General features: G+C 68.6%; 16 protein-coding genes. 9 read left to right on the forward strand and 7 right to left on the reverse strand.

What is annotated here, in order from left to right:
• Positions 1-133 precede the first annotated feature (133 nt).
• From LCL61_RS23610 to LCL61_RS23625, 4 genes are all read left to right on the forward strand, one after another.
• Positions 134-616, forward strand: coding sequence for an Lrp/AsnC family transcriptional regulator (locus LCL61_RS23610; protein ID WP_091596826.1), 483 nt, complete (start codon positions 134-136; stop codon positions 614-616).
• Between the two features lie 504 nt (positions 617-1,120).
• The gene (locus LCL61_RS23615) at positions 1,121-2,038 is read left to right on the forward strand and encodes a lysyl endopeptidase (protein ID WP_340681721.1); all 918 of its coding nucleotides are present in this window, start codon (positions 1,121-1,123) and stop codon (positions 2,036-2,038) included.
• An 81-nt stretch (positions 2,039-2,119) separates the two neighbouring features.
• The gene (locus tag LCL61_RS23620) at positions 2,120-2,386 is read left to right on the forward strand and encodes a hypothetical protein (RefSeq protein WP_340681722.1); all 267 of its coding nucleotides are present in this window, start codon (positions 2,120-2,122) and stop codon (positions 2,384-2,386) included.
• Between the two features lie 115 nt (positions 2,387-2,501).
• A complete protein-coding gene (locus LCL61_RS23625) occupies positions 2,502-2,963 on the forward strand; it encodes a hypothetical protein (protein ID WP_340681723.1) in 462 nt (153 codons plus the stop codon).
• Here the strand turns inward: LCL61_RS23625 and LCL61_RS23630 are convergent.
• A complete protein-coding gene (locus LCL61_RS23630; RefSeq protein ID WP_340681724.1) occupies positions 2,920-4,095 on the reverse strand; it encodes an ROK family transcriptional regulator in 1,176 nt (391 codons plus the stop codon). The two genes, LCL61_RS23625 and LCL61_RS23630, sit on opposite strands and share 44 nt — an antisense overlap.
• A 93-nt stretch (positions 4,096-4,188) precedes the next feature.
• Between LCL61_RS23630 and xylA the strand changes: the two genes are divergently transcribed.
• Entirely contained in the window at positions 4,189-5,358 is a 1,170-nt protein-coding gene (gene xylA / locus LCL61_RS23635) for a xylose isomerase (RefSeq protein WP_340681725.1), read from the forward strand.
• Here xylA and LCL61_RS23640 read toward each other — a convergent pair.
• On the reverse strand, positions 5,355-6,371 hold the full coding sequence (locus LCL61_RS23640; protein WP_340681726.1) for an alpha/beta hydrolase: 1,017 nt from the start codon (positions 6,369-6,371) through the stop codon (positions 5,355-5,357). The genes xylA and LCL61_RS23640 overlap by 4 nt on opposite strands.
• Positions 6,372-6,469: 98 nt before the next feature.
• The gene (locus LCL61_RS23645; RefSeq protein WP_340681727.1) at positions 6,470-7,225 is read right to left on the reverse strand and encodes a thioesterase II family protein; all 756 of its coding nucleotides are present in this window, start codon (positions 7,223-7,225) and stop codon (positions 6,470-6,472) included.
• 161 nt (positions 7,226-7,386) lie between these two features.
• Between LCL61_RS23645 and LCL61_RS23650 the strand changes: the two genes are divergently transcribed.
• Positions 7,387-7,764, forward strand: coding sequence for a hypothetical protein (locus LCL61_RS23650; protein ID WP_340681728.1), 378 nt, complete (start codon positions 7,387-7,389; stop codon positions 7,762-7,764).
• Here LCL61_RS23650 and LCL61_RS23655 read toward each other — a convergent pair.
• Positions 7,761-8,624, reverse strand: a complete 864-nt coding sequence (locus tag LCL61_RS23655; RefSeq protein WP_340681729.1) for an alpha/beta hydrolase — start codon at positions 8,622-8,624, stop codon at positions 7,761-7,763. The genes LCL61_RS23650 and LCL61_RS23655 overlap by 4 nt on opposite strands.
• A gap of 57 nt (positions 8,625-8,681) precedes the next feature.
• On the opposite strand from LCL61_RS23655, the gene LCL61_RS23660 reads away from it, so the two are divergent.
• Positions 8,682-9,500, forward strand: a complete 819-nt coding sequence (locus LCL61_RS23660) for a helix-turn-helix domain-containing protein (protein ID WP_340681730.1) — start codon at positions 8,682-8,684, stop codon at positions 9,498-9,500.
• 86 nt (positions 9,501-9,586) lie between these two features.
• Complete coding sequence (locus LCL61_RS23665) at positions 9,587-10,435, forward strand: fructosamine kinase family protein (RefSeq protein ID WP_340681731.1); 849 nt, start codon at positions 9,587-9,589, stop codon at positions 10,433-10,435.
• A 1-nt stretch (position 10,436) separates the two neighbouring features.
• On the opposite strand, the gene LCL61_RS23670 is transcribed toward LCL61_RS23665, so the two are convergent.
• Positions 10,437-11,111 (reverse strand): TetR/AcrR family transcriptional regulator, encoded by a 675-nt coding sequence (locus LCL61_RS23670; protein ID WP_340681732.1) that lies wholly within the window; start codon positions 11,109-11,111, stop codon positions 10,437-10,439.
• 91 nt (positions 11,112-11,202) lie between these two features.
• Here LCL61_RS23670 and LCL61_RS23675 point away from each other — a divergent pair, with 91 nt between their 5' ends.
• The gene (locus tag LCL61_RS23675) at positions 11,203-11,928 is read left to right on the forward strand and encodes an SDR family oxidoreductase (protein ID WP_340681733.1); all 726 of its coding nucleotides are present in this window, start codon (positions 11,203-11,205) and stop codon (positions 11,926-11,928) included.
• A 143-nt stretch (positions 11,929-12,071) separates the two neighbouring features.
• Here the strand turns inward: LCL61_RS23675 and LCL61_RS23680 are convergent, their stop codons facing one another.
• Entirely contained in the window at positions 12,072-12,335 is a 264-nt protein-coding gene (locus LCL61_RS23680) for an amphi-Trp domain-containing protein (RefSeq protein ID WP_125677397.1), read from the reverse strand.
• Between the two features lie 81 nt (positions 12,336-12,416).
• Positions 12,417-13,013, reverse strand: coding sequence for a formylglycine-generating enzyme family protein (locus tag LCL61_RS23685; protein ID WP_340681734.1), 597 nt, complete (start codon positions 13,011-13,013; stop codon positions 12,417-12,419).
• Positions 13,014-13,043 lie beyond the last annotated feature (30 nt).

Here is a 13,043-nt window from a genome sequence, read left to right on the forward strand (position 1 = left end):
CGCAGCACCACCTTTCACAGACATATGATGCTGAGATGGTGGATTCCGGAGTCCCAGTGTTCAAGAGGTACGCGGAATGAGCGACAAACTGTCCTCAGAATCGGTTCAGTCAGGCAAACCGTCCAGTAGTGGCGTGGCTCACGGCCGCGATCCGGGACGAACGGTCCTTGCCCTCGACGACATCGATCGCGCGATCCTCGCCGAACTGACCGCCGACGGCAGGCTCGCCGTCCGCGCGCTGGCGGAGCGCCTGCACATCTCGCGTACGAACGCTTACGCGAGATTGGACCGGCTGATGTCCGAAGGCGTCATCACCGGCTTCGGCGCCCGGATCGACCCGCGGCGGGCCGGACTCGGGACGAGCGCGTACATCCTGATCACCGTCGAGCAGACGTCATGGCGGACGATGTCGGCCGAGCTGCGGCAGATCCCGTTCGTCGAGCACGTTTCGCTCGTCGGCGGTGACTTCGACATCCTGCTGCTGGTACGGACACCGGACAACGCTTCGCTGCGGGACGTCGTCCTGGAACGGTTGCAGGCGCTGGACGGCGTGCGGTCGACGCGGACTTGGCTGATCTTCGAAGAACAGCCGGGCGTCGCCCCTCGTGAGTGGTGACCCACTCGGTATCGGCGTGGAGTACGTGAAGGCCCCCTTCCCTCGGCTCAGCCGAGGGAAGGAGATCGGAAGAGCGNGGAATTCCCAGGCGTGGCAATACGGGCAGCCGAGCACGCTCTTCCCCCCCTTCCCTCGGCTCAGCCGAGGGAAGGGGGCCTTCACGCGCGGCCGGGGCTGAGTCGTCCACGCAATCACGCGTGTCGTCCCTCTGAGCACGTGTGTCGTCCATCCAGTCACGCGAAACGCGCTGGCCGGTGCCGGTCCAGAGGGTGTTCTCGGACTGACCTTCGTCCGCACCTGCGCGGTGCGTGCACGCCCCGCCGTGTCACGGACCGTTTCCCGGCTCTCCGGCGCCTCGATGATCCTGGCGGGAGCTCTCCTGGTCGCCGAACGACTGGTGGCGTGAGCTGAATGGTCCAATCCACCGGACAGGTCGCTGAACAATTCGGCCGCACCGTTGGAAAATCTCATACCCTCCGAAGCAGGCCGAAGGGAGCTGACCTGATGAGGTGGACCTGGGTGCGGGCGGCGGTGGCCGTCGTGGCTGCCGCGACGAGTGTCGCGATCGTCCAAACGAGTCAACCGGACGCTGCTGAAGCCCAGGCGGCGGCCGGCCGCTCGGCGATCTACGGCGGGGGACCGTTCTATCAGGACGGACAGGGTGTCATGGACGTCCTGCGGTCGTCGGGTTTCACCACGGTCATCCTGTGGAGCGTCCACGTCCACGGCAACGGAGATCTGTACTACAACGACCATCTCGTGGTCAAAGACGGCCGGTACGTCGGCGACACCGCGTGGCCCGCGCGCCTGCGGACGCTGAAGCAGGCACCGACGTCGGTCGACCGCATCGAGGTCTCGGTCGGCGCTTGGGGTACGCCGGACTGGGAAGCCATCGACAACCTCATCGCGCGCGACGGCACCGGCAGCGGAACCGTGCTGTACCGCAACTTCCTGGCGCTTAAGAACGCCACCGGCGCGGACGCGATCAACAACGACGACGAAGCGCACTACGACGTCGACTCGACCGTCGCTTTCGCGCGGATGGCGAACGCCATGGGCTACCGCAACTTCACGCTGGCGCCGTACACCGCCGTCTCGTACTGGCAGGGCGTGAAGAACGGGCTCGGGAGTCTGGTCGACCGCGTGTACCTGCAGGCGTACGCGGGCGGCAGCGGAAACGATCCGGCGGCGTGGTCGCGGTCGCTCGGGATGCCGGTCGATCCGGGGCTGTGGAGCAAGAACGGCTCCGGCTGCACTTCGGGGGACTCGCCCGCGCAGGTGGAGAGCAAGATGCGATCGTGGAAGTCTTCCGCGGGGATCCCCGGTGGCTTCATGTGGCTGTACGACGACATCAAGAAATGTTCGGCGCAGGGTACGGCCGCCGACTACGCACGGGCGATCAACGCCGCCACCACCAGTTGACCTTCGCCGCGCGGTGACGCTGTAACGCTCTTCGCCTTCCCGCCGAATACAGACGGGTTCGATGGCGGAGGCGGAGGGAACATGGCGCGTGTCGTGCTTCTGCTGTCGGTCACCTGCGCAAGGCAGGTCACAGCCACGCCGACCACGAGCAGGGTGCCCGCCAAGACGGAGGCACAGGCGGCCTGCCGCAAGGACGAGGATCAGGGCTCCGAGCCGGGGACGAACATCAAGTGCCGGACCGGGCGGGGGATGACGCGACGGGACGTCGAGAAGCAGCGCGACGGGTGGCTTCGCCGGCATCCGGGTTGGTGCGCCTCGGGTGAGACCGAAGCCGTGGCGCCCTGTTGACCGAGACGCACCGCCGAACACCCCATTCGGGTGATAACGGTTCGGCATTCGATGTATCTGACCTGGTCCCCATTGACACCTTCCTACGATCGCGGCGACTGGGTGGAGGAATGCGGTGACGGTGGAGGGCTCGGGTCAGGACTACCTGACGCGGCAGATCGGGGCTCTGCTCGAAGCGATTCGCGAGGAGGGGCCGGTCGGTGAGGGCAGACGCAGTTTCCGCCTCGCGGGGCATCTCGCGGCGGAGGGCGGGTTCCACCTCGGTGACATCCTCGCCGCGACGGCCCAGCTGCTGGCGGTCCACGCGTGGAACAACGGGTATCTCGGCGCGGCGGAACTGCTGACGCGCCGCATGCGGGAGTTCGGCGCCGAGTCGGTGGAGCTGGTGCGCTACCTCGTGCGGCTGGAGACAGGCTGCGAGCAGGGCTGGCTCCCGCACGCGGATCGCGACGAACTGATCGCCTACGCCCGGCGCGTTCAGCGCGCGGACATCGAGGAGCGCGCGCTGTCCATCGAGGCCTTGTTGCCCGGGGTCACCGATCCCGAGCGTCCTGATCGGATGGCCAGTGAGTCGTGAGATAGTGCTCGGGGTTCGCGAGGATGCCGCGGATCACCGAGCCGGCGGCCCCGCGTACGGCGGCTCCCGTGCCGAGCGCCGAGCGGACGACACGCACCGGCGACCACGCCGTGCTGGGCACGCGGCGTTCCAGTTCGGCGAGGAGTGGCTCACGCAGCCACGGTTCCAGTCGCGCGTAGGTTCCGCCTAGTACCACCGCCGGAACGTCCATCAGATTGACCACAGTGGACAGTCCGACGCCGAGATGTCCGGCGGCGGTGGTCACGGCGGAAACCGCCGCGCCGTCGCCGGATTCCAGTGCGGAGACCAGAGCGTCCACCGTTTCCGCGCCCGCGAGCCGCAGGATCTCCTCCTGGCCCGCCATCCGTTCCAGGCAACCGTTCGCGCCGCAGGAACATGGTGGGCCGTCGGGCGCCACCGGCAGGTGGCCGATCTCGCCGCCCGCGCCGCGGACGCCTTCGAACAGGGCGCGGTCCAGCACGATGCCCGCGCCGATCCCGATCTCGCCGGACACGTGGACGAAATCCGGCAACGCCGAGCCGTGCCAGAGCTCGGCGAGTGCCGCGAAGTTCGCTTCGTTGGCGACGGTGAACGTCTCGCCGAGCCGGTCGGCGAGATCGACGTCGCGCCAGCCCAGGTTGGGCGCCAGCCGCACGAGCCCGGATTCGACCAGGCCCGGAACCGCGATACCGACGCCGCCGACGGGGACGCCCAGCGTGTCCGCCTGTTTCCGTGCTTTGTGCAGGAACGCCGAGACGCGCTGGAAGACTTGCGGGGTCCGGTTGTCCGCGTACCGGACCTCCTGCGCCCGGACGGTGCCGGTCAGATCGACGAGGCAGGACGCCAGGTAGTCGACGCCGATTTCGATGCCGAGCCCGTGCGGGCCGGTGGGGGAGAGCGACACGACGGTGCCGCGCCGCCCTGGGCCGACGCGCTGTTCCGGTTCGCCTTCGGCCACGAGATCCGCCGCGATCAGGCGGTCGACCACGGTCGACACGGTGGCCTTCGTGAGTCCGGTGGCAGCGGCGAGGCCTGCTCGCGAAGTGCCGGGTCCGTCCGCGATCGCGCCGAGGACGAGGGCGGCGTTGTGCTGTCGCACGGTGTGCTGTCCCGCCGGGCGCGTGCTGATCATCGCGCGATTCTATTCGTTCGATGCCTGAACGAAAGCCTTGACCCGCCGGAACCATGTCGATAAGTTCAGGCATCAAACTAATTGGGAGGCGAGATGGCTCAGGCACCGACGCGTGAGGACAAGTTCAGCTTCGGGCTGTGGACCGTGGGCTGGCAGGCGAACGACATGTTCGGCCCGGCGAGCCGTCCTCCGCTCGACCCGGTCGAAGCCGTGCACCGCCTCTCGGATCTCGGTGCCTGGGGGATCACCTTCCACGACGACGACCTCGTCCCGTTCGGCTCGGCCGACGCGGAACGCGCGCGGCACCTCAAGCGCTTCCAGGGCGCGCTCGCCGAGACCGGTCTCGTCGTCCCGATGGTCACCACGAACCTGTTCAGCCATCCCGTTTTCAAGGACGGCGGCCTGACCAGCAACGATCGCGATGTCCGCCGCTACGCGCTGCGCAAGGTACTCCGGAATCTCGACCTCGCCGCCGAACTCGGCGCGTCGACTTTCGTGCTCTGGGGCGGCAGGGAAGGCAGCGAGACCGACGCCGCGAAGGACGTCCGCGCCGCGATGGACCGTTACCGTGAGGGCATCGATTTCCTCGCCCAGTACGTCCTGGACCAGGGCTACGGCCTCCGGCTCGCGCTCGAGCCGAAGCCGAACGAACCACGCGGCGACATCCTGCTGCCGACCATCGGGCACGCGCTCGCGTTCATCTCCACGCTGGACAACCACGAGATCGTCGGCGTGAACCCCGAGGTCGGGCACGAGCAGATGGCCGGGCTCAACATCGTCCACGGCATTGGGCAGGCCCTGTGGCAGGGCAAGCTGTTCCACATCGACCTCAACGGCCAGCGCGGCCCGCGGTTCGACCAGGACCTCGTGTTCGGCCACGGCGACGTGCTGTCGTCGTTCTTCCTGGTCGACCTGCTGGAGCACGGCGGCTACGACGGGCCGCGCCACTTCGACTACAAGCCGCTGCGCACGGAGAACATGGACGGCGTGTGGGCAAGCGCCGAAGCCAACATGGCCAGCTATCTGCTGTTCGCCGAGCGTTCCCGCGCGTTCCGGGCAGATCCCGAGGTGCGGGCCGCGCTGGACGCCGCCCTGGTCCCCGAGCTGGCGACGCCGACCCTGAACGAAGGCGAGACGGCGGCGGATCTGCTGGCAGACCGGTCGGCGTTCGAGGACTTCGACCCGGGCAAGGCGGCGGAACGCGGTTACGGCTTCATCCGCCTGTCCCAGTTGGCCCTCGAACACCTCACCGGGGCCCGCTAGAACCGGTCGACGTCGAGGACGGCCTTGGCGAACGCCTCCGGCGCCTCCTGCGGCACGTTGTGGCCGATCCCGTTGAGGACGCGGTGCTCGTACTTGCCGGAGAACTTCGACCGGTACGCCTTGCCGTCGGTGTTCGGGCCGTCGAAGTCGGTGCCGATCGTGATGGTGGGCACCGAAACCGCCGGTCCCTGCGCGAGCTTCTGTTCGAGCGCGTCGAGTTTCGGGTCGCCCTCGGCGAGGCTCAGCCGCCACCGGTAGTTGTGGATCACGATCGCGACGTGGTCCGGGTTGTCGAAGCAGGCCGCGGAACGGTCATAGGTCGCGTCGTCGAAGGTCCACTTCGGCGACGCGATCTTCCAGATCAGCTTATTGAAGTCGTGGCGGTTCTTCGTGTAGCCGAGGATGCCGCGCTCGGTGGCGAAGTAGTACTGGTACCACCAGCCGAGCTCGGCCGCGGGGGAGAGCGGCTGCTTGTTCGTCTCCCGGTTGGTCACCAGGTAGCCGCTCACCGAGACGAGCGCTTTGCACCGTTCGGGCCACAGCGCGGCGATGATCACGGCAGTGCGGGCACCCCAGTCGAAGCCGCCGAAGACGGCCTTCTCGATCTTGAGCGCGTCCAGCAACGCGACGATGTCGGCGGCGATCGCGGACTGCTGGCCGTTGCGGAACGTGTCCTTCGACAGGAACCGGGTCGGTCCGTAGCCCCGCAGGAACGGCACGATCACCCGGTACCCGGCCGCGACCAGACGCGGGGTGACGTCGACGTAGCTGTGGATGTCGTAGGGCCAGCCGTGCAGGAGGACCACCACCGGACCGCCGGCGGGGCCGGCTTCGGCATAACCGATGCTCAGTTCCCCGGCGTCGATCTGCTTGATCGGACCGAGCGAGGTGTTCCCGCCGGTCGTGGCGGGCGCCGCCGCCGGTGCCGCCGCGAGTTGGGCCGAGCAGCCCACGACGGTGGCACCCGCTGTCGCGGCGACGACGGCCTGCGCGAACCTTCTCCTGCTGAGCATCCTGATTCCTCCCGCGAAACGCCTGGTACGGGACGAAATTAAGCGGACGGCTCCGGATGCGGCGACCGTCGGACGACGTCACCGGTGTAAGTCACGTACTAGGCGACTTCCGGTTCGACGGCCACGAAGGCCGCTTCCAGCCTGCGGATCCGGGCCCAGAACTCGACCTCTCTGCCTGACTCGAGAACGCCCAGGTAGCCGCCGGGGACGACGCGGCCCACGAACGGACCGGACGTCCACACCCGCCAGGCGCCCGTGGCGTCGTCGCCCGAGGCGGACGCGGGGTCGTCGGTGCCGCGGATCGCCGCGATCGGGCACGAGAGCTGGGTCCTGGCAGGCCCGCGGTAGGCGTTCAGCAGCTGGAGGTCGCCGAGTAGCAGGTCCAGGGCGTACTCCCAGCGTTCGGGTGAGTCGCGGTAACCCGCGACGGGAGTTAGCCCGGTGCGGCCGAACACCCGCCCCATCGCCGACGCGCCCGCCTTGGCGTTCTTGTCCGGTGAGCGTCGCTGCGGGGCGCACGCGTCCACGACGACCAGCGCACCGGGGGCGACGCCGAGCCGCTGAGCGGTTTCCAAGGCGACGAAGGCACCCATCCCGAATCCGATCGTCACGGAGCGGGAAAACCAGGGTTTCGGTGTCGCGGCGGCCAGGTGTGCGCCGAGTTCTTCGAGCGAGGACGCCGGTGATTCCGCGAGCCGTTCCCCGTGCCCGGGATATTCGACGGCTCGGATGTCCGCATCGACCGCGCCCGCGAGCGCGTCGAATGCCCGGCTGGTACCGCCGGCGGGCGGAAACAGCAGGTAGCCGGGTCCGCGACTGTCTGATGTGGACAGTGAAACGAGTGCGGACGTCATGATCCGAAAGATACGCGCGATTAACCCGAATGGGGTAACGGTTCGGATTCGACCAAGATCAATTCACCCTACTGAGGGAGGTTTCGGCGAAAAGCTGTCCGGCCGTGTCGTATCTGGCGCTCCCTGTTCGACGTCCTGATAAGAGCCGGAAGGAGAAAGCGATGAACACCACGACGCTGGCCTCGACCACGCGGCTGAACCCGGTGAGCCGCACCCTGCCGGTTCTGCTGGCGATGGAGGACGACGCGGAAGACGTCGGCCGCCTGTCCCCGGACGACCGCCTGACCTGCCACTTGCACGGCCGCTGGATCCACCAATGCGTGGCTTCGCCGCTGCACGTCAACCCGATCACCCGGCATCGCTGGTGCCGTTCGTGCGCGACCGCGTTAACGGTCTCCATCGACGAATTGTCCGGCGACGTCACCATGTTCTGTCCTCGGTGCGGCCACGGCGAAAGCGCCGCCTCCGCCCGGCTGATCGCCGCGTGCCGGGCCAGTCTGGTCGCCGCGCGCCGGGGCTCCGGCGCGCGGGCCGCCTAAGCGACCTTGTCGAGGACCCGCTCGATGATCAGGACGCGGTCCTGCGGGCGGAGATAGAGGTAGTGGCCGGCGTCCGGCAGGATTTCGACGTCGGCATGGGGGAGCAGGTTTTCCAGTCGTGCGGCGGCAGCGGCGGAATCGTGCACGACGCTGCGCCCGCCGAACAGGGCGAGCGTGGGTACTTCGATGGACCGCAAGGCCTGCTCGTCCGGGCAGACCTGGAACGGCACGCGGGCGCGATAACACCGGATCCCGGCGAGTACGAGCCGGGCGGCGGGCTGGTCGAGGACGTCCTCGCCGGCGGACCACGTCACGAAGCGGCGCCACAGCCGGTCGCTGTCGAGTACGGCGGCGGCCAAGCTGTACCGGAACACATTCCGGGCGAACGGCGCGGAGACGGTGGTCGCGTCGAGCAACGCGATGGACGCGAGCCTGCCGGGTGCGTGGATCGCCTGGTTCACCGCGTGCCAGCCGCCGGTCGAACCGCCGACGAGACGGACGTCGGTCAGTTCCAGGTTCTCGAAAACGTCGTCGAGAGCGTTCGCACGGTCGCGGATGTCTTTGAACGGCGCCTTTTGCACGCTGCGGCCCGCTTCGCCGAGAGTGTCGATCGCGTAGACGGGGTGCCGCTCGGCCAAGGCCGGGATCAGCGCCGCGAAACAGGCCGAGGTCGCCAGAAGTCCCGGTAGCAGGGCGATCGGACTGCCGCCGTCGCCGTAGCGGTAGACCCGCGTGGTGCCGTGGCGGGTCTCGACGTCGAAGACCGCACCCGGTTCCGGGCATTCGGCCATGGCACGGTCGTAGGCGGCGAAATAGCGTTTTTCGGCCGCCGGATTTCTGAAGCCTCCGATTTTGTCCATGAGCGGAACGCTAGGAAAAGCCGTCTTCCGGGGCTTGAACGAAAGTAAGATGACGGCATGGGCGGGTGGGGTCTCGTGGTGCCGCGGCGGGACATCGTCCGCGCGCCCGGCGAGCGGATTCTCCGGTGGCCGCACCCTGGCCTCGCCGCCCATGTGGCGAGCTACGTCGCGCACGATCTTCCCGACGCGGGCGCGAACTCCTGGCAGGTCACCCCGTTGTCCGTGCTCACCTGGGTGATCGACATCGACGCGCCTGCCAGGGGACCGGATGTTCCCGCGTCGCCGGTGCTGGGCCTGCGGGACCGGCCGTTGCGAGTCGACCAGGCCGGCGCTTCGCGCGGGATCATCGTCACCCTGACCCCGCTCGGTTCGTACGCGTTGTTCAGGATCCCGTTGCGGGAGCTGGCGAACTCGGTCGTCGCGGCGTCGGACCTGCTGCCGTCCGGATCGTTGACCGAACGGCTGGCCGAGGCGGCGGACTGGCCGGAGAGATTCCGGCTGCTGGACGAGTACCTCGCGGCGAGGCTCGCTCGCGGCCCCGAACTGGCCGCACCTGTCCGATACGCGTGGGACCGGTTTTGCGCGGGTCCGGTCCGCGTCGACGTCCTCGCGGCCGAGATCGGCTGGAGCAGGCAGCACCTCAACGTCCGGTTCCGCGAGCAGATCGGGCTGAATCCTCGCACGGTCGGACGGATCTCCCGGCTCAATCGCGTGCTGGCCCTGCTGGACCGGACGTCGTCGCTTTCCTGGGCGGAGGTCGCGCATTCGGGCGGCTACAGCGATCAGGCGCATCTCATCCGTGAGTTCCGGGCGTTGACCGGACACAGCCCGACCGAGGTCGAGAAACCGGCGGGGCTGTTCGTTCCACCCAGGTAAGGCCGTTCGTCTCTCGAAAGCGCACGCACGCGGATTCCCCTCCGTACAACGAGCGTTCACCCGATCGGCGGAGGTAGGTTGCGGGCATGACCCAGGTTTCGACGCCTGCCGAGGCTGCCACGAAGATCACCGGACGCGCCGTCGCCGGGCAGAGGAGCCTGTCGAGCGGGGTGACCGAAGTGGTACTCGACAGCGGCGACACGGTGGTCGTCAAACGGGGCCACGCCCGGAACGCGACACCGGCCGAGGCCGCGGGCCTGCGGTGGCTGGGGGAGCCCGGTGCGGTGCGGGTGCCCGAGGTTCGTGGCCACGACGGCGAATGGCTGGTCACGGAACTGGTCGGCGGCGGACGGCCGACGCATCACGCGGCGGAGCGGCTGGGGCGGGGGCTCGCGGAGTTGCACGCGGCCGGTGCGCCGGCGTTCGGCGCGGCGCCGCCGGACGGGCCCGCCGACGCGTGGATCGGCCTGGCCCCGATGGAGAACACGCCGGGCGAGGACTGGCCGACGTGGTACGCCGAGCACCGGGTCCTGCCCTACGTTCGTCGCGCGGTCGACGAGGGCATCCTGAACGGTGACGAAGCCGCTGCCATCGAGCAGGCTTGCGCGCGGCTCCCCGAGGTGTCCGAACCTCCGGCGCGCCTGCATGGTGACCTGTGGAACGGCAACGTGCTGTGGGGGGCCGTCGAGGCCTCGCTCATCGACCCGGCCGCCCACGGCGGCCATCGTGAAACCGATCTGGCGATGCTGCAGTTGTTCGGCTGCCCGCTGCTCGACCGGGTGCTCGCCGCCTACCAGGAGGTCGCCCCGCTCGCCGACGGCTGGGCCGACCGGATCGGCGCGCACCAGTTGTTCCCGCTACTGGTCCACACCGTCCTTTTCGGACGATCCTACGCCGGGCAGGCGGTCGCGGCGGCGAAGGCCGTCGGCCGGTGATTCAGCGCGCGAGGCGGTCGAGCCATTCGGCGAGCATCGCCTGCTCGGCGGAGGTCAGGACATTGCCGGGTTCCTTCTCCAGTGCGGCTTTGAGCGCGATGGCGCGGCTGGGGATGTCCGAAGCCTTGTCCGCGCTGTCGGTGGTGATCGCCGCGATCACGTGTTCGCGAGCGGCGGTGATCAGGTCCGGATCGCGTTGCTCCGGCGGGCTCGCGAGGAACGACAGGATCACCCCCATTCCGGTCGCGTGCACCAGCTGCGCGGCTTGCTCGACCGGGACGCGCAGCCTGCCCGCCTCGGCGATGCGTTCGATGATCCGGCGGAGTATCGCGTCGGCCTCCTTGCGTGCTTCGCGAACGCGGGGCTCGCCGTACATGAGCATGTAGAAGGCGGGCTGGTGCAGGCCGAACTCGACGTGCAGGTCCCAGCCTCGCCGGAGGTCGCGCACCGGGTCGCCGGTCTCTCCGAGAGCGTGCTTTCCCTCCAAGTAGCTCTTGAAGCCGTACGTGGCGACGGCATCGAGAAGACCGTCCTTGTCGCCGAAGGTCCGGTAGAGCGTCGGCGCCTGCACTCCGGCGGCGGCGCTGACCGCGCGCGTCGACAACGCCTCGCGTCCGCCCTCCTCCAAGAGTTCCGCCGCCGCGCGGATCAACCGGTCCTTCGTGGTCAACGTCATGTATCGACGATAACACCCACGCGGTAGCGATGGTTCGATATCGCTGATACCGTGATCTCGTTAGCAATGGAACCCCGATGGGAGCACTTGCATGGCACGCGTAGCGATCGTCACCGGCGGTTCGCGGGGCATTGGCAGGCAGTCGGCCGAGCGGCTGGCGTCCGACGGGTTCGCGGTCGTCGTCGTATACGGCGGCAACAAGGACGAGGCGCAGGCCGCGGTCGACGCGATCACCGACGGCGGAGGTCAGGCGATCGCGGCACAGGCCGACGTCGCCGACGAGCAGGCCGTCGCGGCCGTGTTCGACACCGCGGAGAAGACCTTCGGCGGAGTCGACGTCGTGGTCCACGCCGCCGGTGCCATGTACCTGGCGCCGGTGGCAGAACTGGACCTCGACCGGCTGGACCGATTGCACCGCACCAACATTCGCGGCACCTTCGTGGTCGACCAGCAGGCCGCCCGCCGAGTCCGCGACGGTGGCGCGATCATCAACTTCTCCACGTCGGTACTCGGCCTCGCGCTCCCGGGATACGCCGCCTATGCCGCCTCGAAGGGTGCGGTCGAGGCGATCACCCTGGTCCTCGCCCGCGAATTACGCGGCCGCGACATCACCGTGAACGCGGTCGCCCCCGGCCCGACCGCCACGGCGCTGTTCCTCGACGGCAAGGACGAGGCGACCATCGCGAGCATGGCGGCGCAGCCCCCGCTCGAACGCCTCGGCACCCCGTCCGACATCGCGGAGGTCGTCTCGTTCCTCGCCGGCCCGGCCCGCTGGGTCAACGGCCAGGTCCTTCGCGCCAACGGCGGAATCGTCTGAGCTTCCCGGTTCAGAGGTAAGCGTGGTGGCGCGTTGCGAAAGCCACTTTCGAGACGTCTGACGTCCCGGAAGTGGCTTTCGCGACACGAACACCGGGCCCGCCCTCGAAACACGAGCCCGCCCAGTCCTTTATGGACAGAAGATCAGACGACGGTGCCCTCGGAGTCGTCGTCGGAGTCGGTCTCCTCGATCTTCCACTTCAGCTGGAACTCGACCTCTTCCTCGCCGTCACCGCGCTCGTGCTCGATCGAGAACTGCGCGCGAGCGGGGACACGGAACCGTTCCCCGGCGATCTGGATGCGGAAAGAGGTCTCGGACTCGAGCGCGTCGGCGAGCCGGCGCAGTTTCGCGACGACGTCGGCGGTGGAGTAGACGCGTTCGACGTCTCGGGGAGCGGTTCCGGTCACGATTTCCTCCAGTGTCCGACACCCTGGCCGGGTGTCCGTGCCGTCATTCAATCGCGTGATCATCACGTCGTGGAGGCGGGGTCACAGTGACCGGGCGAGGCGGAAGCCGACGTCGTCGACGCGGAAGGCCGGGTGGCTGCGGCGCCGTACCGAAGCCCGGCAGCTCCAGTGCTCGTCGAACCAGCCGCCGCCCTTGAGGACCCGGTATTCGCCGTACACCTCGGCGTCGTACACGTCCCAGCACCATTCCCAGACGTTGCCGAGCATGTCGTGCAGGCCCCACGCGTTGGGCGCCTTGCCGCCGACTTCGTGCACGGTCTCCGCCGAGTTCTCGCGGTACCAGGCGATCTCGTCGAGCGGCCCGTAACGCGGGCCGGTCGTGCCTGCGCGGCAGGCGTGCTCCCATTCGGCTTCGGAGGGCAGCCGATAGCCGTTCGCGGTCCGGTCCCAGGCCAGGGAATCCAGCTGGTAGGCGGGAGTCAGGCCTTCGCGTTCGGACAGGGTGTTGCAGAAACCGAGGGCGTCCTGCCACGAGACGTCGACAAGGGGGAGCCGGCCGGGCTCGCGGGTGACCGGAACCGCGGCGAGTTGGAAGGACGCGACATCGACGGTCCAGTTCCGCTGTGTCCGGCGGTCCGACAGCGTCACCTCGCCCGCGGGCACAGTGATCATCTCCATGGTGCGGCCGATGGTACCCAGCCCCCGCGT

The sequence above is a fragment of the Amycolatopsis coloradensis genome, from assembly GCF_037997115.1.
GTDB lineage: Bacteria > Actinomycetota > Actinomycetes > Mycobacteriales > Pseudonocardiaceae > Amycolatopsis > Amycolatopsis coloradensis_A.